At 71.1% G+C, this 19,308-nt stretch carries 17 protein-coding genes; 11 read left to right on the forward strand and 6 right to left on the reverse strand.

Translation table 11 applies throughout. From position 1 onward, the window contains the following. Position 1: 1 nt before the first annotated feature. Entirely contained in the window at positions 2-1,636 is a 1,635-nt protein-coding gene (locus ABD987_RS23170; RefSeq protein ID WP_345397537.1) for a phospho-sugar mutase, read from the reverse strand. 35 nt (positions 1,637-1,671) lie between these two features. Here ABD987_RS23170 and ABD987_RS23175 point away from each other — a divergent pair, with 35 nt between their 5' ends. Next, on the forward strand, positions 1,672-2,823 hold the full coding sequence (locus ABD987_RS23175; protein WP_345397260.1) for a glycosyltransferase: 1,152 nt from the start codon (positions 1,672-1,674) through the stop codon (positions 2,821-2,823). A 69-nt stretch (positions 2,824-2,892) separates the two neighbouring features. On the opposite strand, the gene ABD987_RS23180 is transcribed toward ABD987_RS23175, so the two are convergent. The 3 genes from ABD987_RS23180 to ABD987_RS23190 are packed head-to-tail and all read right to left on the reverse strand — an operon-like array spanning position 2,893 to position 5,076. Next, positions 2,893-3,675: a purine-nucleoside phosphorylase gene (locus ABD987_RS23180; RefSeq protein WP_345397263.1), complete on the reverse strand. Its 783-nt coding sequence runs from the start codon at positions 3,673-3,675 to the stop codon at positions 2,893-2,895. Then, positions 3,672-4,100: an ABA4-like family protein gene (locus ABD987_RS23185; protein ID WP_345397266.1), complete on the reverse strand. Its 429-nt coding sequence runs from the start codon at positions 4,098-4,100 to the stop codon at positions 3,672-3,674. The genes ABD987_RS23180 and ABD987_RS23185 overlap by 4 nt, the downstream gene beginning before the upstream one ends. Positions 4,101-4,104: 4 nt before the next feature. Further along, positions 4,105-5,076 (reverse strand): hypothetical protein, encoded by a 972-nt coding sequence (locus tag ABD987_RS23190; protein WP_345397269.1) that lies wholly within the window; start codon positions 5,074-5,076, stop codon positions 4,105-4,107. 122 nt (positions 5,077-5,198) lie between these two features. On the opposite strand from ABD987_RS23190, the gene ABD987_RS23195 reads away from it, so the two are divergent. Further along, positions 5,199-5,840, forward strand: coding sequence for a MerR family transcriptional regulator (locus ABD987_RS23195; RefSeq protein WP_345397272.1), 642 nt, complete (start codon positions 5,199-5,201; stop codon positions 5,838-5,840). Here ABD987_RS23195 and ABD987_RS23200 read toward each other — a convergent pair. Next, a complete protein-coding gene (locus tag ABD987_RS23200; protein ID WP_378214140.1) occupies positions 5,837-7,597 on the reverse strand; it encodes a serine/threonine-protein kinase in 1,761 nt (586 codons plus the stop codon). The two genes, ABD987_RS23195 and ABD987_RS23200, sit on opposite strands and share 4 nt — an antisense overlap. A gap of 192 nt (positions 7,598-7,789) precedes the next feature. On the opposite strand from ABD987_RS23200, the gene ABD987_RS23205 reads away from it, so the two are divergent. The 6 genes from ABD987_RS23205 to ABD987_RS23230 all read left to right on the forward strand — a co-directional run bounded on the left by ABD987_RS23205 (position 7,790) and on the right by ABD987_RS23230 (position 15,869). After that, positions 7,790-9,667: a methylmalonyl-CoA mutase family protein gene (locus tag ABD987_RS23205; protein WP_345397278.1), complete on the forward strand. Its 1,878-nt coding sequence runs from the start codon at positions 7,790-7,792 to the stop codon at positions 9,665-9,667. After that, on the forward strand, positions 9,664-11,832 hold the full coding sequence (gene scpA / locus ABD987_RS23210) for a methylmalonyl-CoA mutase (protein ID WP_345397281.1): 2,169 nt from the start codon (positions 9,664-9,666) through the stop codon (positions 11,830-11,832). The genes ABD987_RS23205 and scpA overlap by 4 nt, the downstream gene beginning before the upstream one ends. 3 nt (positions 11,833-11,835) lie before the next feature. Further along, positions 11,836-12,834 (forward strand): methylmalonyl Co-A mutase-associated GTPase MeaB, encoded by a 999-nt coding sequence (meaB, locus tag ABD987_RS23215; protein WP_345397284.1) that lies wholly within the window; start codon positions 11,836-11,838, stop codon positions 12,832-12,834. Positions 12,835-12,889: 55 nt separating this feature from the next. Then, complete coding sequence (locus tag ABD987_RS23220) at positions 12,890-13,207, forward strand: hypothetical protein (protein ID WP_345397287.1); 318 nt, start codon at positions 12,890-12,892, stop codon at positions 13,205-13,207. 273 nt (positions 13,208-13,480) lie between these two features. Continuing rightward, positions 13,481-14,791: an amidohydrolase gene (locus ABD987_RS23225; protein WP_345397290.1), complete on the forward strand. Its 1,311-nt coding sequence runs from the start codon at positions 13,481-13,483 to the stop codon at positions 14,789-14,791. 235 nt (positions 14,792-15,026) lie between these two features. Beyond that, positions 15,027-15,869 (forward strand): DUF559 domain-containing protein, encoded by an 843-nt coding sequence (locus ABD987_RS23230; RefSeq protein WP_345397540.1) that lies wholly within the window; start codon positions 15,027-15,029, stop codon positions 15,867-15,869. A 42-nt stretch (positions 15,870-15,911) separates the two neighbouring features. Here the strand turns inward: ABD987_RS23230 and ABD987_RS23235 are convergent, their stop codons facing one another. Continuing rightward, a complete protein-coding gene (locus ABD987_RS23235) occupies positions 15,912-16,364 on the reverse strand; it encodes a gamma-glutamylcyclotransferase (protein ID WP_345397293.1) in 453 nt (150 codons plus the stop codon). A 129-nt stretch (positions 16,365-16,493) separates the two neighbouring features. Here ABD987_RS23235 and ABD987_RS23240 point away from each other — a divergent pair, with 129 nt between their 5' ends. The 3 genes from ABD987_RS23240 (at position 16,494) to ABD987_RS23250 (ending at position 19,301) form a co-directional block, all read left to right on the forward strand. Beyond that, positions 16,494-17,897: an NAD(P)H-quinone dehydrogenase gene (locus tag ABD987_RS23240; protein ID WP_345397296.1), complete on the forward strand. Its 1,404-nt coding sequence runs from the start codon at positions 16,494-16,496 to the stop codon at positions 17,895-17,897. A 77-nt stretch (positions 17,898-17,974) separates the two neighbouring features. After that, positions 17,975-18,433, forward strand: a complete 459-nt coding sequence (locus ABD987_RS23245) for a hypothetical protein (RefSeq protein ID WP_345397299.1) — start codon at positions 17,975-17,977, stop codon at positions 18,431-18,433. 241 nt (positions 18,434-18,674) lie between these two features. Further along, the gene (locus ABD987_RS23250; protein WP_345397302.1) at positions 18,675-19,301 is read left to right on the forward strand and encodes a hypothetical protein; all 627 of its coding nucleotides are present in this window, start codon (positions 18,675-18,677) and stop codon (positions 19,299-19,301) included. Positions 19,302-19,308 lie beyond the last annotated feature (7 nt).

Here is a 19,308-nt window from a genome sequence, read left to right on the forward strand (position 1 = left end):
GTCAGGACAGCAACCCCTCGACGTCGGCACGCAGGGCCGTGAGCCGGGCGGCCGCGGCCTCGCGGGACGCCGCCAGCTCGCTGGACGGCGGCCGCGCGGACTGCAGGTACGCCTTGAGCTTCGGCTCCGTCCCGGACGGCCGGATCACCACCCGCAACCCCTCCCCGGTCAGGCGCAGCACGTCCGCGTCCGGGAGCAGATCCTCCATCGTGACCGGGACACCCGCCAGTGAGGACGGCGGTTCCGCGCGCAGCCGCGCCATGATCCGGCCGCGCACGGCGAGATCGGTGACCCGCAACGAAACCTGGTCGGTGAGGTGGACGCCGTGCCGGCGGGACAACTCGTCCAGCACGGCCGGGATCGAGCCGCCCTCGGCCTTGAGCGTGGCCGCCAGCCCCGCCGCGAGCACGGCCGCGGCGATGCCGTCCTTGTCACGGACGAAGGACGGGTTGACGCAGAGCCCCAGCGCTTCTTCGTAGGCGAAGACCAGGCCCTCGCCGGCACGGACCAGCCACTTGAACCCGGTCAGGGTCTCGGCATAGCGCGCGCCGCGCGCCTTCGCGACCTCGCCGAGCATCGACGAGGACACGATCGTGGTGGCCACCAGCGGGTCCGGCGTCACCGAAAGGTCCACTGTGGACAGCACATGCGCGCCGAGCAGCACGCCGGTCTCGTCACCGCGCAGCATGCGCCAGGTGCCGTCGTGCTCGCGGACGCCGAGGGCGCAGCGGTCGGCGTCCGGGTCGAGCGCCACCGCGAGATCGGCGTCCACAGTGGACGCGAGCGCGAGCAGAAGGTCCGTCGCGCCCGGCTCCTCCGGGTTCGGGAAGGCGACGGTCGGGAAGTCCGGGTCCGGTGTGGACTGTTCGGCGACCAGGTGCACGTCGGTGAAACCGGCCCGCGCGAACGCGGCGCGCAGCGTCTCGGCGCCGACGCCGTGCAGGGCGGTCGCGGCGATCCGGACGTCGCGGGCGGTGCCGCGGGGCAGCGCGGCCACCTCGGTGAGGTAGCCCTCGCGCGGATCCAGGGTCTCGGCGCCGGGCGAGCGCGGCACGCTCACCGCGGCGGGCGCGGCGGCGATCGCCCGCTCGATCTCCCCGTCCGACGGCGGGACGATCTGTGCGCCGGTGCCGTCGTAGAGCTTGTACCCGTTGTCGGCGGGCGGATTGTGCGACGCGGTGATCTGGATCCCGGCGACCGCTCCGAGCCGCTTCACCGCGTACGGCACCAACGGCGTCGGCAGGGGCTCGGGGAGTGTCTTCACCGCGAAACCGGCGGCGGTGAGCACTTCGGCGGCGGCCTCGGCGAAGGCCGCCGAACCGTGCCGCGCGTCCCGGCCCACCACGACGGTCCCGCCCGCGTGCCCGTGCGCGGTCAGCCACGCGGCCACCCCGGCGGTGGTGCGGACGACGACCGCGACGTTCATCCCGTTCGGCCCGGCGCGCACCGGCCCGCGCAGCCCGGCGGTGCCGAACTCGAGCGGACCGGCCATCCGGTCGGCCAGCTCCTCGGCGCGTCCCGGCACGCCGCCCAGCGCGTTGGCGAGGACGTCCTGCAGTTCGGCACGGGAATCGGGGTCGGGGTCGTCGGCGATCCAGCGGAAGGCCGCGTCCCGCAGCGTCGAGGAAACTGTCATGGGCACGCGGCTCAGCTTACGGCTACGTTCGAAGGATGCGCGTGATCTTCACAGCCCTGGGGGGCTTCGGACATTCGTTCCCACTCATCCCGCTCGCCGTCGCCGCTCGCGACGCCGGGCACGACGTCGGCTTCGCCACCGCCGAGGACTTCCTGCCGAACATCGGAAAGGCGGGTATCACCGGCATCTCGGCCGGGGTCACCATGACGGTGGCGTTCACGGAGGCGGCGAAGGGTATCGCCGAGGACCCGGAGCAGCTGCCCCCGGAGCAGCTGCCCCAGATCCTCGGCCGGATCTTCGGCGAAGTCGTGCCGAGGTCCTTCGTCACCGACCTCGAATCGATTTTCGCCGAGCGCCGACCGGATCTGGTGGTCTACGAATCCGGGAACGTGGGCGGGGCCTTCGCCGCGAAACGCGCCGGAATTCCGTGTGTCGGCCACACTTTCGGCCGGATGTCGCGGATGGGCGAGCTCGGCGACCTGATCCGTGCCCGGATCGGCGAGACCGCGCGCGAGTACGGCGTCGAGGGCGATCCCCAGAGCTACTTCGGCGATCCGGTGGTGGACATCTGCCCGGAATCGGTGCAGGCACCGGAGTTCCTCGCCGGGACGAAGCGGATCCCGCTGCGTCCGGTCGGCTGGAGCGAGCCGGGTGACCTGCCCGCCGGGATCGCCGGCCGTGACCGGAGCCGTCCGCTCGTGTACCTGACGCTGGGCACCGCGTTCGGGAACACCGACGTGCTGGGCAAGGCGATCAAGGGGCTCGCCGTGCTCGACGCCGACGTGCTCGTCGCCGCCGGACCGAGCGTCGACGTCGCGGAGCTGGGCGAAGTGCCCGCGAACGTGCGGCTCGAGGCGTGGGTGCCGCAGAGCGCACTGCTGCCGTACGTGGACGTCGTCGTGCACCACGGCGGCAGCGGGACGACGCTGGGTTCGCTCGGCGCCGGGCTGCCGCAGCTGGTCCTGCCGCAGGGTGCCGACCAGTTCTCCAACGCCGAGATGGTGGTCGACGCCGGGGTCGGGCGGCAGCTCCTCGGCGACGCCGTCACCGCGGAGGCGGTCACCGAGAACGCCCGCGTGCTGCTGACCGACGCCGCCGTGCGTGACGCCACCCGCGCCCTCGCCGCCGAGGTCGCCGCCATGCCGGGCCCGGCCGAGGTCGCCGCCACCCTGCCCAGCTACGTCTAGAACGGTCCGTGAATGCCACATTGAAGGACTCAGAGTCCCTCAATGTGGCATTCACGGACCATCGGCGGATCAGGCGCGGGAGACGAGTTCGCGCAGCAGCTCGCCCATCCGGGTGGCGGCCGCGCGGCCCGCTTCGAGCACTTCTTCGTGGTTGAGCGGCTCCCCGGTCATCCCGGCGGCCAGGTTGGTCACCAGGGACAGCCCGAACACCTCCAGCCCGGCCGCCCGCGCGGCGATCGCCTCCAGCACCGTGGACATCCCGACCAGATCCGCGCCGAGCGTGCGCAGCATCCGGATCTCCGCCGGCGTCTCGAAGTGCGGCCCGGTCAGCCCGGCGTACACGCCCTCCTCCAGCGACGGGTCGATCTCCTTCGCGACCCCGCGCAGGCGCGCGGAGTACAGGTCGGTCAGATCGACGAAGTTCGCCCCGACGATCGGCGACCGCGCGGTCAGGTTGAGGTGATCCGAGATCAGCACCGGCTGGCCGACCCGCATCCCCTCGCGCAGCCCGCCCGCCGCGTTCGTCAGCAGCACCGACTTCGCCCCGGCGGCCGCGGCGGTGCGCACGTTGTGCACCACCGGGTCGATGCCCTTGCCCTCGTAGAAGTGCGTGCGTCCCAGCAGGACCAGCGCCCGCTTGTCCCCGACGCGCACCGACCGGACCGTCCCGCCGTGCCCGACGGCGCTCGGCTGGGCGAACCCGGCCAGCTCACCCAGCGGGATCTCCGCCTCCGGCGTGCCGATGACGTCCGCCGCCGGGCGCCAGCCCGACCCCAGCACCACGGCGATGTCGTGCTTCTCCACGCCCGTGCGCTCCGCGATGGCGGACGCGGCGACCTCGTGTTCTGTCATGAAAGCGAGCGTATCCGGACGCTCCTGGCGACCAGGAACGCGACCAGCCCGAACGGGGACAGGAAGATCGTCAGCGCCAGGATCGGGCTCGTCACGAGCGGGTGAATCCGGTGCTCGCGTGACTCGAGGTACATCCACCTGCCGATGAACAGGTCGAACGCGATCAGGTGCGCCCAGATCAGCGCCGCGCCGTGCGGGGTGGAGAGAAACCCTTGCAGCACACCGAGATCCGGGTTGCTCACCGCCCGCCACAGCTCGCCGAAGTGCGGGATCGCGAGCGCGAAGTAGCACACCAGCGGCAGCAGCGGGACCCACGGCGAGGCCATGATCCGGCGTGTCCAGGACCAGCCCGGCAGGAAGATCATCAGCGCCCAGAACGGCGTCGCGAGCGGAAACGTCCAGCTGAACAGCGTCGAAGCCGTCATCGCGTCAGACCGCCGTTCCCAGCTGGGCGCGTTTGCCAGGGCGCGAGAGGGACGCCAGCGTGCCGAGCGCGACGGCCAGCACCAGCGCTCCGAACGCCACCAGGGTGAGCGCGTCCGGGCGCACGATCGACTGGCCGCGTTCGGCCTGCCAGGTCACCAGCGCGACGAGCCCGGCGTACCCGGCCGAGCCGACCAGCACCAGCCGCGCCCGTACCGTGCCGTCGGCCAGCACCGGGAACCGCTTCGCCAGCGCGAGCAGGCCGAGCGCGAGCAGCGGCAGCAGTTGCAGCGCGTGCATGCCGACGAAGTGCGGGATCCGCAGGTCGCCGCCGACCGTGCTCCAGCCGAGGATCGGCAGGCCGGGGCCGCCGTCGGCCAGCCCGACGGAGTGCCCGCCCCGCAGGTCCGGCCTGATCCCGGCGTGCATCAGGGCGAGCTGCTCCGGCCTCGGGCTGGTCATGAGCTGGCCGAGACCGAGGCCGACGAGCGAGATGATCCCGCCGAACCGGACCGCCCAGAACGTCCCGCGGTCCTCCTGGCGGCTGAACACCAGCAGCACGGTCAGGACCAGTGTCGCCACGAAGATGACGGCCACCATGATCGCCATGGCGTTGAACACCTGGGTGTCGAACGGGGTCGCCTGGTTGAAGTGGCTCGCCGTGCCCCGGAACGCCTGCATGACGAGCAGGACGTACTCGCCGCCGAACATCGCGACGAGCACCGTGGTGACCCACCACGCGGTCCGGCGGAGCCGCGGCAGCAGCGAGACCAGCCAGCTCCAGGTGAAGAAGTACAGCGCCCCCGAGATCGCGAACTTGAGCGGTTTGGCCCAGATCGGCGCGCCGCCCAGCGTCCGCTGGTCGACGATCAGGCCGATGACGCACAGCACGGCCGCGCCCGCCATCGCGAAGGCGAACCCGGTCGCGGGCCGGTGCCACTGCCAGGGTTTGGTCCGGATGTCGGCCAAGATGGTCACGAGGTCCCTCCCAATATGGATAGTTATGCTCTCCGTTATGGAAAGCTAAACTATCTATCCTGAGAGGTCCTCAGGGTTGTCCCTGAAATCCGTCCCTGAGATCGGAGTGAACGCGGATGCGGATGGCGGAACTGAGCGCCGAGTCCGGGGTGCCGGTGGCCACCGTCAAGTACTACCTGCGGGAAGGCCTGCTGCCGCCCGGCGAACGGACCAGTCCCAACCAGGCCCGGTACGACGTCTCACACGTCCAGCGGCTCAAGCTCGTCCGCGCGCTGCGCGAGGTCGGCGGGCTGTCGGTGGCCGCGGTGGGCGAGGTCCTGAAGGCCATCGACGACAGCGCGACGACCTACAACGCGCTCGGCGTCGCGCTCGACGCGCTCACCCCGCAACCGGACGAGGCGAGTGAAGAGGACCGGGCCTGGGCGCGGGGCCTGTTGGCGGGGCTCGCGGAGCAGCACGGCTGGAAGCTGCACGACGGCGACCCGACCGAGCGGAACGTGATCGACGTGCTGTGCCGGATCCGCGACCTCGGGCACGACGAGCTGATCGTGCGGCTCGACGAGTACGCCGCCCTCGCGCAGGAACTGGCGGTGATCGACCTGGGCATCACCACCGGTCTGCCGACGGTGGAACGGATCGTCGAGGCCGCCGTCGTCGGCAGTGTGCTCGGGGATCGCCTGTTCGCGGGACTGCGGAGGTTCGCGCAGGAAGGCGAGTCGCGGCGCCTGTTCCAGCCCGGCCACCTGCCTGGCACCGACCGCTAGTCGATCTTCAGCGTCGGGGCGACCCGGTCGAAGACGCCGGTGCGCGCGCTGTCCTCCTGCTCGGACGGCGCGGTCAGCGAAAGTACCCAGAGGTCGTTCTTGGCCTGGATCAGGTTCGCGAACGTCGACCGGGTGACCGGGCCGGAACCGTCCGACCTGCCGGTGGCCCGCTCGGTGGTCCGGTAGGTCACCGCGAGCCCGTTCTGTCCCGTCAGCGGTGCCTGCTTGGCCAGGAAGAACGCGTCCCCGGGATAGTTCCGCTGCACCTCGGAGAGGTAACGGGCCGGCGCGCCACCGGTGAGGAACCCGGCCAGCCGCTCCACCGTGATGACCTGGCGCCCGTCCGGCGACACGAACTGCACCATGGTGGAGGTGGAGCCGGACCGCAACTGGTGCGGGGAGGCGAACTTGAGCCAGCCCTCGGGGACATCGAGCGAGAACTGCCCGCCCTTGACGCCGTTGACCGCGTTCGAGTTGCCCTGCTGGGTGACGAGCACCGGGGGCGGGACCACCACGGGCTGGCCCGTCGAGACCGGCGAACCCGCCGCCGGGGGCAGCAGCGGCTGCCCGCCGACGGTCCTGGCCAGCGCGAACCCGCCACCCGCGGCCAGCAGGAAGATCAACACCGACACGACCGTGAGCACCGCGCTCGTCTTCACGCTCCGCCGGGCGGGGGACGCCGGGGCGGCGGGCGCGGTGGGCGGCGTGAGCGGCGGGGGCACCGGGGCCGGGGGACCGGCCGGGGCGGGCGCCGGCGGGAGCGCGGGCAGGGCGGCCGACGCCGACGCCGGGAGCGCGGGGAGGGACGCCGACGCGGACGCCGGGGACTCGGACCCGCGCAGGAACGGCAGCGGGCCGGGGTCGGCCGCCAGCGCGACGCTGTTCTCCGCCTGCGGCTCCGGGGTGACCGTCTTGATGATCTGGGTGTCGGTGGCGTCCGGCTGGGCGGAGGTCTTCTTGCCGTCCGGGGTACGGAACAGCTCGGGCCCGAACAGGTCGATCGCCGACTCCGCCTGCAGCGGGTACAGCCGGTGCCGCACGTCGCGCAGCGAGATCCGCTTCGACGGCTCCTTCCTCATCAGCGCCGAGATGACGTCGGCCAGCTGGCCGGGCGAGGGCTTCGGGACCTTGCCGTTGACGACCTTGCCGACCGTCTCCAGCGGGTCGCCGTCGGCGTCGTAGGGCGCGGTGCCCTCGATCGCGGCGAACAGCGTCGCGCCGAGCCCCCACAGGTCGGCGGCCGGGACCACCGCGCCGCCCGAGGCGACCTCGGGGGCGATGTAGGCGGGCGAGCCGAGCATGATCCCGGTGCGGGTCATGGTCGCCTCGGAGACGTTGCGCGCGATCCCGAAGTCGGTGAGCTTGATCCGCCCGTCCCCGGCGACCAGGACGTTGCCCGGTTTGACGTCACGGTGGGTGATCCCGGCGGCGTGCGCGGCCTCCAGCGCGGCGGCGACGGCGATGCCGACCGCGGCCGCCTGCGGCACGGTGAGCGGGCCGTGGTCGCGCAGGATGTGCGCGAGGCTGCGCGAGGGCAGCAGCTCCATCACCACGAACGGTTCGTCGTTGTCGCGCGCGACGTCGTGCAGGATGATCACGTTGGGATGCGACAGGACCGCGATCGCGCGGGCCTCGCGCAGCGTCCGCTCGCGCAGCTCGTCCGCCTGCGCCGCCGGGACGCCCGGCGGCAGCTTCATCTCCTTGACGGCGACCGGCCGGTGCAGGAACTCGTCGTAGGCGGACCAGACGGTGCCCATCGATCCGGCTCCGAGCACGGACCGTAACCGGTACCGCCCGGCTACGACGCGAGAGGATTCGCTGGAGGTGGACACGCACCCAATTGTGTCGTATCTCCCTGACCGCCGCGGAGTCAGCTCGCCTGTCGCCGCGCGCCGGACGCGAGAAGTGTCACAGGGCGGGCTCCGACGAGGGCTCTACCATCGTTGGGTATGACACACGAGGCTGGGCCGGGGTCAGTGCAGACCGCCGACACCACACTCGCGCTCGCCGCCGAGTTCCCGGCGGCGGAGCGGGCGCAGTGGCAGGAGCTGGTCGCCGCCGTGCTGCGCAAGAGCGGACGGCTGCCCGAGGACTTCGCGGGGGCTCCCGAGAGCAAGCTGGTCAGCCGCACGTACGACGGCATCGAGATCCAGCCGCTCTACACCGCCGAAAGCGCTACCGGCGATCCCGGCTTCCCCGGTCTTCCGCCGTTCGTGCGCGGCGCCCGCCCGCAGGGCGCGGTGGGCACCGGCTGGGACGTCCGCGCCCGGCACGTCCTGCCCGAGGCCAAGCCGCTGAACACCGCGATCCTCGCCGACCTCGAAGGCGGTGTGAGCTCCGTCTGGTTGCGGCTCGGCGAGGGCGCGCTGCCGGTGTCCTCGCTCGCCGACGCGCTCAACGAGGTCTACCTCGACCTGGCCGCCGTCGTTCTCGACGCGGGTGCCGAATACGAGGCCGCCGCCGAAGCGCTGCTGGAGCTGTTCGCCGAGCGGGAGATCCCGGCCAGCGAGGCGCTGGGCACGCTCGGCGCCGACCCGATCGGCCTGGCCGCCCGCACCGGTACCGCGGTGCCGCTGGCCCCCGCCGTCGCGCTCGCCACCCGCGTGCACGGCGCGTACCCCAAGGTGCGCGCGATCGTCGCGGACGGGCTGCCGTTCCACGAGGCGGGCGGCTCGGACGCGCAGGAGTTGGGCGCCACCATCGCCGCGGGCGTGGCCTACCTGCGCGCGCTGACCGAGGCCGGGCTCGACGTCGACGCCGCGGCGGGCCAGCTGGAGTTCCGGCTCGCCGCCACCGCCGACCAGTTCCTCACCATCGCGAAGTTCCGTGCCGCGCGGCGGTTGTGGGCCCGCGTCACCGAGGTCTCCGGTGTGCGCGCCGAGGCACGCGGCATGCGCCAGCACGCCGTGACGTCCCCCGCGATGCTCACCCGGCGCGATCCGTGGGTGAACATGCTGCGCACGACGCTGGCGTGTTTCGGCGCCGGGGCCGGCGGCGCGGACGCGGTCACCGTGCTGCCCTTCGATGCCGCGATCGGCCTGCCCGACGCGTTCTCCGCGCGGATCGCGCGCAACACGCACGCCGTGCTGCTGGAGGAGTCCCGGCTGGCCGGGGTGATCGACCCCGCGGGCGGCTCCTGGTACGTCGAGAACCTCACCGACGAGCTCGCCCGCGCCGCGTGGGCGGAGTTCACCGCGATCGAGGCCGAGGGCGGGATCGAGGCGTCGCTCGCCTCCGGCGCGCTGGCCGCCCGGCTCGCCGAGACCTGGGACAAGCGCGCGAAACGGCTCGCCGCCCGGCGTGACCCGCTCACCGGCGTCAGCGAATTCCCGGACCTGGCGGAGAAACCGGTCGTCCGCGCGCCCGCGCCGTCCACTGTGGAGGGCGGGCTGCCCCGGCATCGTTACGCGGAGGGGTACGAAGCGCTGCGCGACGCGTCCGACGCCCACCTCGCCGAACACGGCGCGCGGCCCCGCGTCTTCCTCGCCACGCTCGGCCTGGTCGCCGCGCACACCGGGCGGGCCACCTTCGCCGCCAACCTCTTCCAGGCGGGCGGCCTCGAACCGGTCAACCCCGGCGCCACCGACGACCTGCCCGGCGAGTTCCGCGCCAGCGGCGCGAAGATCGCCTGCCTGTGCGGTACGGACGACGCGTATGCCGCCGAAGCCGCCACGGCCGCCGCCGCGCTCGCCGAAGCGGGTGCGGAAACCGTGCTGCTGGCCGGAAAACCCCAGGATCTCCCCGGCGTCGGCGGGTACGTGTTCACCGGCTGCGACGCGCTCGAAATCCTCACCGGAATCCACGCCCAGCTGGGAGTCTCGCGATGACCGTGCCGAACTTCGCCGACGTCGAGCTGGGCACCACGCCGCCGGGCGAGCGCGCGGACTGGGCACGGGCCGTCCAGGAGGCCACCGGCAAGGGACCCGACGCGCTGGACTGGGAAACGCCGGAGGGCATCGGCATCAAGCCGGTGTACACCGCCGAGGATCTGTCCGATGTGGACTTCCTGAACACCTATCCCGGCATGGTCCCGTTCCTGCGCGGCCCGTACCCGACGATGTACGTCAACCAGCCGTGGACCATCCGCCAGTACGCGGGTTTCTCCACCGCCGAGGAGTCGAACGCCTTCTACCGCCGCAACCTCGCGGCCGGGCAGAAAGGGCTTTCCGTCGCCTTCGACCTCGCCACCCACCGCGGCTACGACTCCGATCATCCCCGGGTGTCCGGCGACGTCGGCATGGCGGGTGTCGCGATCGACTCCATCTACGACATGCGCCAGCTGTTCGACGGGATCCCCCTGGACAGGATGAGCGTGTCGATGACCATGAACGGCGCCGTCCTGCCGGTGCTGGCCTTGTACGTGGTCGCGGCCGAGGAACAGGGTGTCCCGCCGGAGAAACTCGCCGGCACCATCCAGAACGACATCCTCAAAGAGTTCATGGTCCGCAACACCTACATCTACCCACCACAGCCGTCGATGCGGATCATCTCCGACATCTTCGCCTTCACCTCGCAGCACATGCCGAAGTACAACTCCATCTCCATCTCCGGCTACCACATGCAGGAGGCCGGAGCGACCGCCGACCTCGAACTCGCCTACACCCTCGCCGACGGCGTCGAGTACATCCGCGCCGGCCGCGCGGGCGGACTGGACATCGACAAGTTCGCCCCCCGGCTGTCGTTCTTCTGGGCCATCGGCATGAACTTCTTCATGGAGGTCGCCAAACTCCGCGCCGCACGACTGCTGTGGGCCAAGCTGGTGAAGGGCTTCGATCCGAAGTCGACGAAGTCGCTTTCGCTGCGCACGCACTCCCAGACGTCCGGGTGGTCGCTGACCGCGCAGGACGTCTACAACAACGTCGTCCGCACCTGCGTCGAGGCGATGGCCGCCACCCAGGGGCACACACAGTCGTTGCACACCAACGCTTTGGACGAGGCGCTGGCGCTGCCGACCGACTTCTCCGCGCGCATCGCCCGCAACACGCAGCTGGTGCTGCAACAGGAATCCGGCACCACGCGGGTGATCGACCCGTGGGGCGGCAGCGCGTTCGTCGAGAAGCTCACGCACGACCTCGCGCTCAAGGCGTGGGGCCACATCACCGAGGTCGAGCAGGCGGGCGGGATGGCGAAGGCGATCGACGCCGGGATCCCGAAGCTGCGCATCGAGGAGGCCGCCGCGCGCACCCAGGCGCGGATCGACTCCGGCCGTCAGCCGGTGATCGGGGTCAACAAGTACCAGCTGACCGAGGACGAGCAGATCGACGTGCTCAAAGTGGACAACGCCGGTGTCCGCGCGCAGCAGCTCGAAAAGCTGCGGCGGCTGCGTTCCGAGCGCGATGCCGCGGCCACCGACGACGCGTTGCGGCGCCTGACCGAGGGCGCCCAGCGGGGCGGGAACCTCCTGGAGCTGGCGATCGGCGCGGCCCGCGCGAAGGCCACGGTCGGGGAGATCTCGGACGCGCTGGAGAAGCTGTGGGGGCGGCACTCCGGGCAGATCCGTACGATTTCCGGTGTGTACCGCGAGGAGGTCGGCAAGTCGCAGAACGTCGAGAAGGCGCGCGAACTGGTCGACGAGTTCGCCGAGGAGGAGGGCCGCCGCCCGCGCATCCTGGTCGCGAAGATGGGCCAGGACGGGCACGACCGCGGCCAGAAGGTGATCGCCACCGGCTTCGCCGACATCGGCTTCGACGTCGATGTCGGCCCGCTGTTCTCCACCCCGGCCGAGGTCGCGCGACAGGCCGTCGAGGCGGACGTACACGTCATCGGCGTGTCGTCGCTGGCCGCCGGGCACCTCTCGCTCGTCCCGGCGCTGCGGCACGAACTGGCCGAGCTGGGCCGCTCCGACATCATGGTGGTCGTCGGCGGCGTCATCCCGCCGCAGGACTACCCGGCGCTGCGGGAGGCGGGCGCGGCGGCGATCTTCGGGCCCGGCACGGTCATCGCGGACGCGGCCATCGACCTGCTGTCCCAGCTCTCCGCCCAGGAGTCCTGAGCGTTGCCACGCAAGATCGACGTCGCGGCGTACGCCAAGGGAGTCCTCGCGGGTGACCGGGGGACGCTGTCGAAGGCGATCACGCTCGTCGAATCGAACCGCGAGGATCACCGTGCCCGTGCGCAGGAGCTGCTCGTCGAGCTGCTGCCGCAGGCGGGCGGGGCACAGCGGGTCGGGATCACCGGCGTGCCCGGTGTCGGCAAGTCGACATTCATCGACCAGCTGGGCACGGACCTGACCTCGGCGGGGCATCGCGTGGCGGTGCTGGCGGTCGACCCGTCGTCCACCCGGACGGGTGGTTCCATCCTCGGTGACAAGACCCGGATGGCCCGGCTCGCGGTGGACGCGAACGCGTTCATCCGGCCGTCGCCCACCTCGGGGACGCTCGGCGGCGTCGCACGGGCCACCCGCGAGACGATCGTGCTGATGGAGGCCGCCGGGTTCGACATCGTGCTGGTCGAGACCGTCGGCGTCGGGCAGTCCGAGGTCACCGTGGCCAACATGGTCGACTGCTTCCTGTTCCTGACCCTGGCGCGGACCGGCGACCAGCTACAGGGCATCAAGAAGGGCGTGCTCGAACTCGCCGACGTCATCGCCGTCAACAAGGCCGACGGTGACCACGAGCGCGAGGCCAAACGGGCGGCTCGCGAGCTGTCCGGCGCGTTGCGGATGATCTACGGCCCGGACGCGGCGTGGACGCCACCGGTGCTGACCTGCAGCGGGCTGACCGGGACCGGTCTCGACGGGGTGTGGGCCGAGATCGTCCGGCACCGCGACCAGCTGGCCTCGACCGGCGAGCTCGCGCGGCGGCGACGGCAGCAGCAGGTCGACTGGACCTGGTCGATGGTGCGGGAGCAACTGCTCGGCCGCCTGTCGGCGCATCCGGGCGTGCGCGGGGTCGTCCCGGACGTCGAACGCGCGGTCCGCGACGGCGAGCTGACCGCGACCCTCGCGGCGCAGCGGATCCTCGACGCGTTCTCCGCACCCCCGCGTGGCGGGTGACGCCGGGGCCGGGGAGCGGGCACAATGTGGGACGCACCGGTGACGGAGGGAAGTCATGACGAAGCTGCGGAGTCTGGTGGTCACGGGATTGCTGGGGCTGGTGGTGCTCTGCGCCGCGCCCGCGCAGGCCGCACCGGTCGCGAATGTCCGCGCCGTTTCCTCCCCCGTGTTGTCCGTGAGCGCGCCATCTCCCGGTACGGCAAGGGTGGCCTTGGCGCAGCAGCCTCCCGGGCCGGTGCTGGATCCGGCCGAAACGGACAAAGCGAACAAAGAGAAGAGTCGCAACAAGATCATCGCGGGCGTCGTCGCCGCGCTGCTCCTGCTGATCGTCATCCTGGGCCGTCGCCAGCGTAAGAAGGCCAAGGCGGGCTGACCGGATTCCGGCGGTTCCCGCCGGTTCCCTGTCGCGACCAAGCGCGAGCCGAGCAGCACGCTCCGTTCACCCAGGCCGAACTCGCCGACGCCGTTCGTCGCAGATCCACTACCGGCCGTCTTGCTTCGCCGTCGTGAAGGCGCCTCTTGCCGCCTGCATGGTGCACGATCGTCGGCAAATGGGTAAGACTGGATTGACGGCACGTTGCGTGACATCCGATACGTCCATCTCGGGCATCGGGTCGGCCAGCCGTGTTGCGGGAGGAGGTGCGGCGTGACGGTGCTCGATTCACGACCGGACGTTCCAGGCGACCAGAACGACTCCGAGGGTCGTCTGGTCACCACGGCCGAGGCGCCCGACGCGCTGATCTCCGAAGCCGGGGTCGACATGGCTCCGGTGCAGGACATCGGCGAGGGACGCGGTCCGTTCTGGCTGGACGACTGGCTCCGCGCGAACGCGACCGACGTCATCGCGTGGCGCCGGCACATCCACGCGCACCCGGAGCTGTCCCGGCACGAGTTCGCGACCACCGAACTGGTCGTCACCCTTTTGCGCACCGTCGGGCTCAAGCCGTGGGTCCTGCCCGGCGGGACAGGCGTGGTCTGCGACATCGGTCAGGGTGACCGCTGCGTCGCGCTGCGTGCCGACATGGACGCGCTGCCGCTGACCGAGGCGACCGAGCTGCCCTACGCCTCGACCGTGGACGGCGCCGCGCACATGTGCGGGCACGACGCGCACACCGCGATCCTGCTGGGCGCGGCCCGCGCGCTGGCCGGCGCGCCCGAGCTGCCCGGCCGGGTCCGGCTGATCTTCCAGCCCGCCGAGGAGGTCATGCCCGGCGGCGCGCTGGACATGATCGCCGCGGGCGCGCTCGACGGCGTCGAGCGGATCTACGGGCTGCACTGCGATCCGCGGCTGGAGGCCGGGCGGGTCGGGACCAGGGTCGGCGCGCTGACCTCGGCGGCCGACCTCATCGAGCTGCGGCTGACCTCGCCCGGCGGGCACACCTCGCGCCCGCACCTGACCGCCGACCTGGTGCACGCGCTGGGCACGGTGATCACTTCGCTGCCGTCGGTGCTGTCGCGGCGGGTCGACCCGCGGTCCGGGACCGTGCTGGTCTGGGGCGCGGTGCACGCCGGACAGGCCGCCAACGCCGTCCCGCAGGAGGGACTGCTGCGGGGCACGCTGCGCACGGCCGACCACGAGGTCTGGACCATGCTCGAACCGCTGGTCGCCTCGTCGGTGGAGTCGCTGCTCGCGCCGACCGGGGTCGGGTTCTCGCTGGACTACCGCCGCGGCGTCCCGCCGGTGGTGAGCGACGCCGAGAGCGTCTCCCTGATGCGAGCCGGTGTCGAGGCCGCACTGGGCGAGAAAGCGCTTGCCGGGACGGAACAGTCCTCCGGCGGCGAAGACTTCGGCTGGTACCTCGAACACGTCAAGGGCGCCTTCGCTCGCCTGGGCGTCTGGGCCGGCGGCACCGCCCCCATGTCCGACATCCACCGCCCCACCTTCGTCCTCGACGAACGCGCCCTCCTGGTCGGCGTCCGCACCCTGGTCCACACCGCCCTAGCCACCCTCGCCTGAGTTACGTCCCCAATCACGCGAGTTACGTCTTTAGTCACGCGACTGACGTTCCTAAACACGTGTGTTCGCTCTAACGAGGCGGAACAGGTGTGCACAGAGTTGTCCACAACCAGGCCAGTTGTCCACAGGTCTGGAAGAGGCTCTTTCCGGGATCGTTCCGGCGTCCGATTCTCGTAGTGTGGTTGGTTGGGGAGGAAGACATGGTGTGGTCTCACGTGCTGAGGCCGACAAGATTCTGGGTAGGAGAGCGGTCCTCGCAGGGCTGACGAACGGCGTACTGGCCCAGCCGTGGCGGGGTGTGGTCGTGCACGCGGCCGACTTGCTCAAGTTGCCGACGCGGGCTCAGGCAGCGCTTCTCGCGGTTGGCCAGCCAGCCGCACTTTCCGGTGCGACATCGCTTGCCCTGCATGGGTTATCGGCGGTCGACGAGTCCGAAATCCATGTGACCGTTCCCTACGCGAGGCGGGTTGGGTCCCGGCGTGGGCTTGTGGTGCACCGAGCTGAATTCCAGTTGTCCGATGTGGTCGAACTTGACGGGCTAGCCGCGTTCTCGTTGGAGCTCGCGCTGGCTGACTACCTCTGCGACGGTGAGAAGCGAACTGCGTTCGCCGCAGTCGAAGAGGCGATGCATGGTCTGGTGCCGAGTCATCGCGAGGTGCTGCGTGCCAACGTCCGGGGCCGCCTCGTCGATCGGCGCGACAGGCGCGGTATCCACAGGGCACAGATGCTGCTCTCGCTCGCTACCGGAGGCGCCGAATCGCCGTCGGAGGGCATTCTTCGACTGATCGTTGTGGAGGCCGGGTTCCCGGTGCCGGAGACTCAATACGTGATCACGACGATCGACGGCCGGAAGCTGTATGTTCTTGACCTCGCATGGCCGGAACTACGTATCGCCATGGAGTACGACGGATTCGCCGCCCATGAGGAGCGTCTCGGCTATGACGCCGAGCGGGATGCCCGGATGGCCGGGCGTGGGTGGATCACGATCCGGGCGTCGGCTGCCGACCTTCGTGACTCGACGCGGTTGTTGGCGGAGCTACGAGCCGCGTTCAGGCAACGTTCCGCGCAACTCGCGTGATTGGCGACGTGACTCGCGTGATTGAAGGCGGAACTCGCGTGATCAGCCGGTGATGCCTTGGCAGGGGCGGGTGCGGAGGTTGTCGACGTAGTCGGCGGGGGCTCCGGCGGCTTCGGCGGCGTCGGCGAGGACGCCGAGGTAGCGGGCCGAGGGGAGGCCGCCTTCGTAGGCGTCGAGGACGTAGAGCCAGGCCAGCACCGAACCGTCCATCGTCTGGACCCGGAGGCGGATTTTGTTGTGGATCCCGAGCTCGCCGCCTTCCCAGCGGTCGAGCCCGTCCTCGTCCAGCGAGATGACGTCGTAGAGCACGACGAACACCCGCGAACCGGGGTCTTCGACGATGGTGGCCAGCGCGCCTTCCCAGCCCAGGTCCTCGCCGCCGAAGGTCAGCCGCCAGCCCTCCAGCCAGCCGGTGCCGGCCATCGGTGAGTGCGGGGCGCGCTCCAGCATCTGGGCGGGCTCCATGTTCGATCCGTACGCGGCATACAACGGCACGCCGACAGCCTAGCGACCCATCCGTCACCCGAGTGGACGTACATGGCGTGTCCGGCCACTTCGTTTGTCCGTAAACCTGCCCGCGTACCGTGAAGCCGCACCCCGTACGCACGTACTAGGAGGACCCAGGTGACCCGGATCGTGATCATGGGCGGTGGCCCGGCGGGTTACGAAGCGGCTCTGGTCGCCGCGCAGCACGGCGCCGACGTGACGATCGTCGAGCGTGACGGCCTCGGTGGCGCCTGTGTGCTCTACGACTGCGTGCCGTCGAAGACGTTCATCGCCTCGTCCGGCGCACTGGCCAAGCTGCACGATCTGGCCGAGCTCGGCATCAACACCGACCTCGCGGACACCGGCATCGACCTCCCGACCGTCCACGGACGGGTGAAAGGTCTCGCGCTCGCGCAGTCCGCCGACATCCGGGCCCGTGTGCAGCGCGAGGGCGTTCGCGTGGTCATCGGCACGGCGCGCTTCTGCGACGACGAGCCCGGCCTCGCCACACACAAGGTCGCTGTCACTCGTTCGGATGGAGAATCCGAGACCCTGCCCGCCGACGTCGTCCTGATCGCCACCGGCGCCACCCCGCGGGTGCTGCCCGGCGCCGTGCCGGACGGCGAGCGCATCCTCGACTGGCGCCAGCTCTACGACCTCGCCGAGCTGCCCGAGCACCTCGCGGTGATCGGGTCCGGCGTCACCGGCGCCGAGTTCGCCTCCGCCTACACCGAGATGGGTGTCAAGGTCACCGTCGTCTCCAGCCGCGACCGGGTCCTCCCGCACGAGGACGCCGACGCCGCCGCGGTGCTGGAGGAGGTCTTCTCCCAGCGCGGCACCGAGGTGGTCAAGCACGCCCGCGCCGACCGGGTCGAGCGCACCGAGAAGGGCGTCGAGGTCCACCTCGCGGACGGGCGGGTCATCGAGGCCAGCCACGCCCTGATGACCGTCGGCTCCATCCCCAACACCGCGGACATCGGCCTGGAGCGGGTCGGCATCGAGCCGGGGCCCGGCGGCTTCATCACCGTGGACCGGGTCTCGCGCACCAGCGTCCCCGGCATCTACGCCGCCGGTGACTGCAGCGGTGTCCTGATGCTCGCCTCGGTGGCCAGCATGCAGGGCCGGATCGCGATGTGGCACGCGCTGGGCGAGGGCGTCGCGCCGATCAAGCTCAAGACCGTCGCCGCCAACGTCTTCACCCACCCGGAGATCGCCACCGTCGGCATCAGCCAGCAGGCGATCGACTCCGGTGAGGTGCCCGCGCGCACCATCATGCTCCCGCTCGCGACCAACGCCAGGGCGAAGATGGAGGGCCTCCGCCGCGGCTTCGTGAAGCTGTTCTGCCGCCCCGCCACCGGCGTGGTCGTCGGTGGGGTGGTCGTGGCGCCGACGGCGAGCGAGCTCATCCTTCCCATCGCGCTCGCCGTCCAGAACCAGCTCACAGTGGACCACCTGGCACTGACATTTTCGGTGTACCCGTCGCTGTCCGGGTCGATCACCGAGGCGGGCCGTCAGCTCATGCGTCACGACGATCTGGACTGATCGCGCGCGCGGCGCAACCCCGTCCCGCCTGTCGCGTCCTGACCGGTGTAATGCTCGTGAAGACAAGGGGTTCGAGGGTGCGCAAGAGGGCGGTTCTGGTCGCGGCGGCGGTACTGGGGGCGGGCGTGCTCGCCGTTCCGGCGGTGGCGCAGCCCAGCCCCGCGCCCCCGCCGTCTCCGGCGGCGGACGTGACCGTGCAGCTCAACGTCGACACGGCCGCCCGGCACGGGTGGGTGAACAAGCTGGTGCGGGACGAACAGAACGTCGCGCTGGCCCAGTGCCCGGCACCGAAGACGGCGACGTTCTCGTCACCGGTGCTGACCTTCGACCGCTACGACTTCGGCCCGGTGATGCGGATCCACGCGAACGTCAGCGCGGTGGCGACGCTCAACCCCGGCACCGGGGCCGGGACCTACCCGCTCACCGTGAACTGTGAGGGAAAGCCTTACACCGCAATGTTTTCCGTGCCTGCCCCGCAGGTCGCCGCGGTGCCGTCGGGCGCCGCGAAGGCAGGCGACGGGAGCATGGCCGCGTAGCCACACCGCCGAGGAAAAGCCGCCGGGAACCCGTGTTCCCGGCGGCTTTTTCGTGCGCCGGACGAGGAAGTCGCGGCGTTGGCGTATCGCGATCTGTTCGTTATCCAGGCGGACAACCGGGGGCGCCCCAGCGGCGTCTTCGAGGTGTTGGAAAAAGGTGCGGAACGCGGCAGGGGGAACTGTGCGCGAGGCATCGTATTTCTCCTTCTCCTGCCCGGACAATGATATTCAGGGGTATCTCATGAAACGTTCCGCAGTTCTCGTCGCGTTCGCCGCCGCCGGGGTTCTCGCCACGGCGCCCGCCGCTTTCGCGACCGATTCGCCTACCGCCACGCCGACGACGTCCACCACGCCGACGACCGGCCCGACCACCACGACGGCACCGCCGACCAGCACGACGCCCACGACGGAGCCGCCCGCTCATGCGGGCAACCCCAAGGCATTCCTGAAGTTGCAGCCGAGCGCGGCGCGCCCGGGTGACACGATCACCGTGCTGGTCGGCTGCGAGGCCAGCGGCATCGGCAAACTGGCCTCGCCGGTTCTCGAATTCGGTGCGCTGAGCCCGAGTGGCCCGCAGGACGACCCCGCCAAGGCGGCCGCTTCGCGGGGGAAAGCCGTGGTGAAGAAGGATGCGAAGCCGGGCAAGTACCCCGCCTCGTTCTTCTGCGGTGTCGCCGAGATAGCCACCTCGTTCACCGTGCTGGGCGCGCAGCAGGTGACGCAGGTGCCCGCCGGGGCCCCGCAGACCGGTGGCACCGACGGACCGGTGGAGGACGGCACGCCGTTCGCCGCGGCGGGAGCGCTCGGTGTGCTGGCCGCGGGTGCCGCCGGTTGTGTGCTCTACCGGCGCCGTCGCGCCGAAGACTGACGACGTA

Source organism: Amycolatopsis samaneae (genome assembly GCF_039541975.1).
Taxonomy (GTDB): Bacteria; Actinomycetota; Actinomycetes; order Mycobacteriales; family Pseudonocardiaceae; genus Amycolatopsis; species Amycolatopsis samaneae.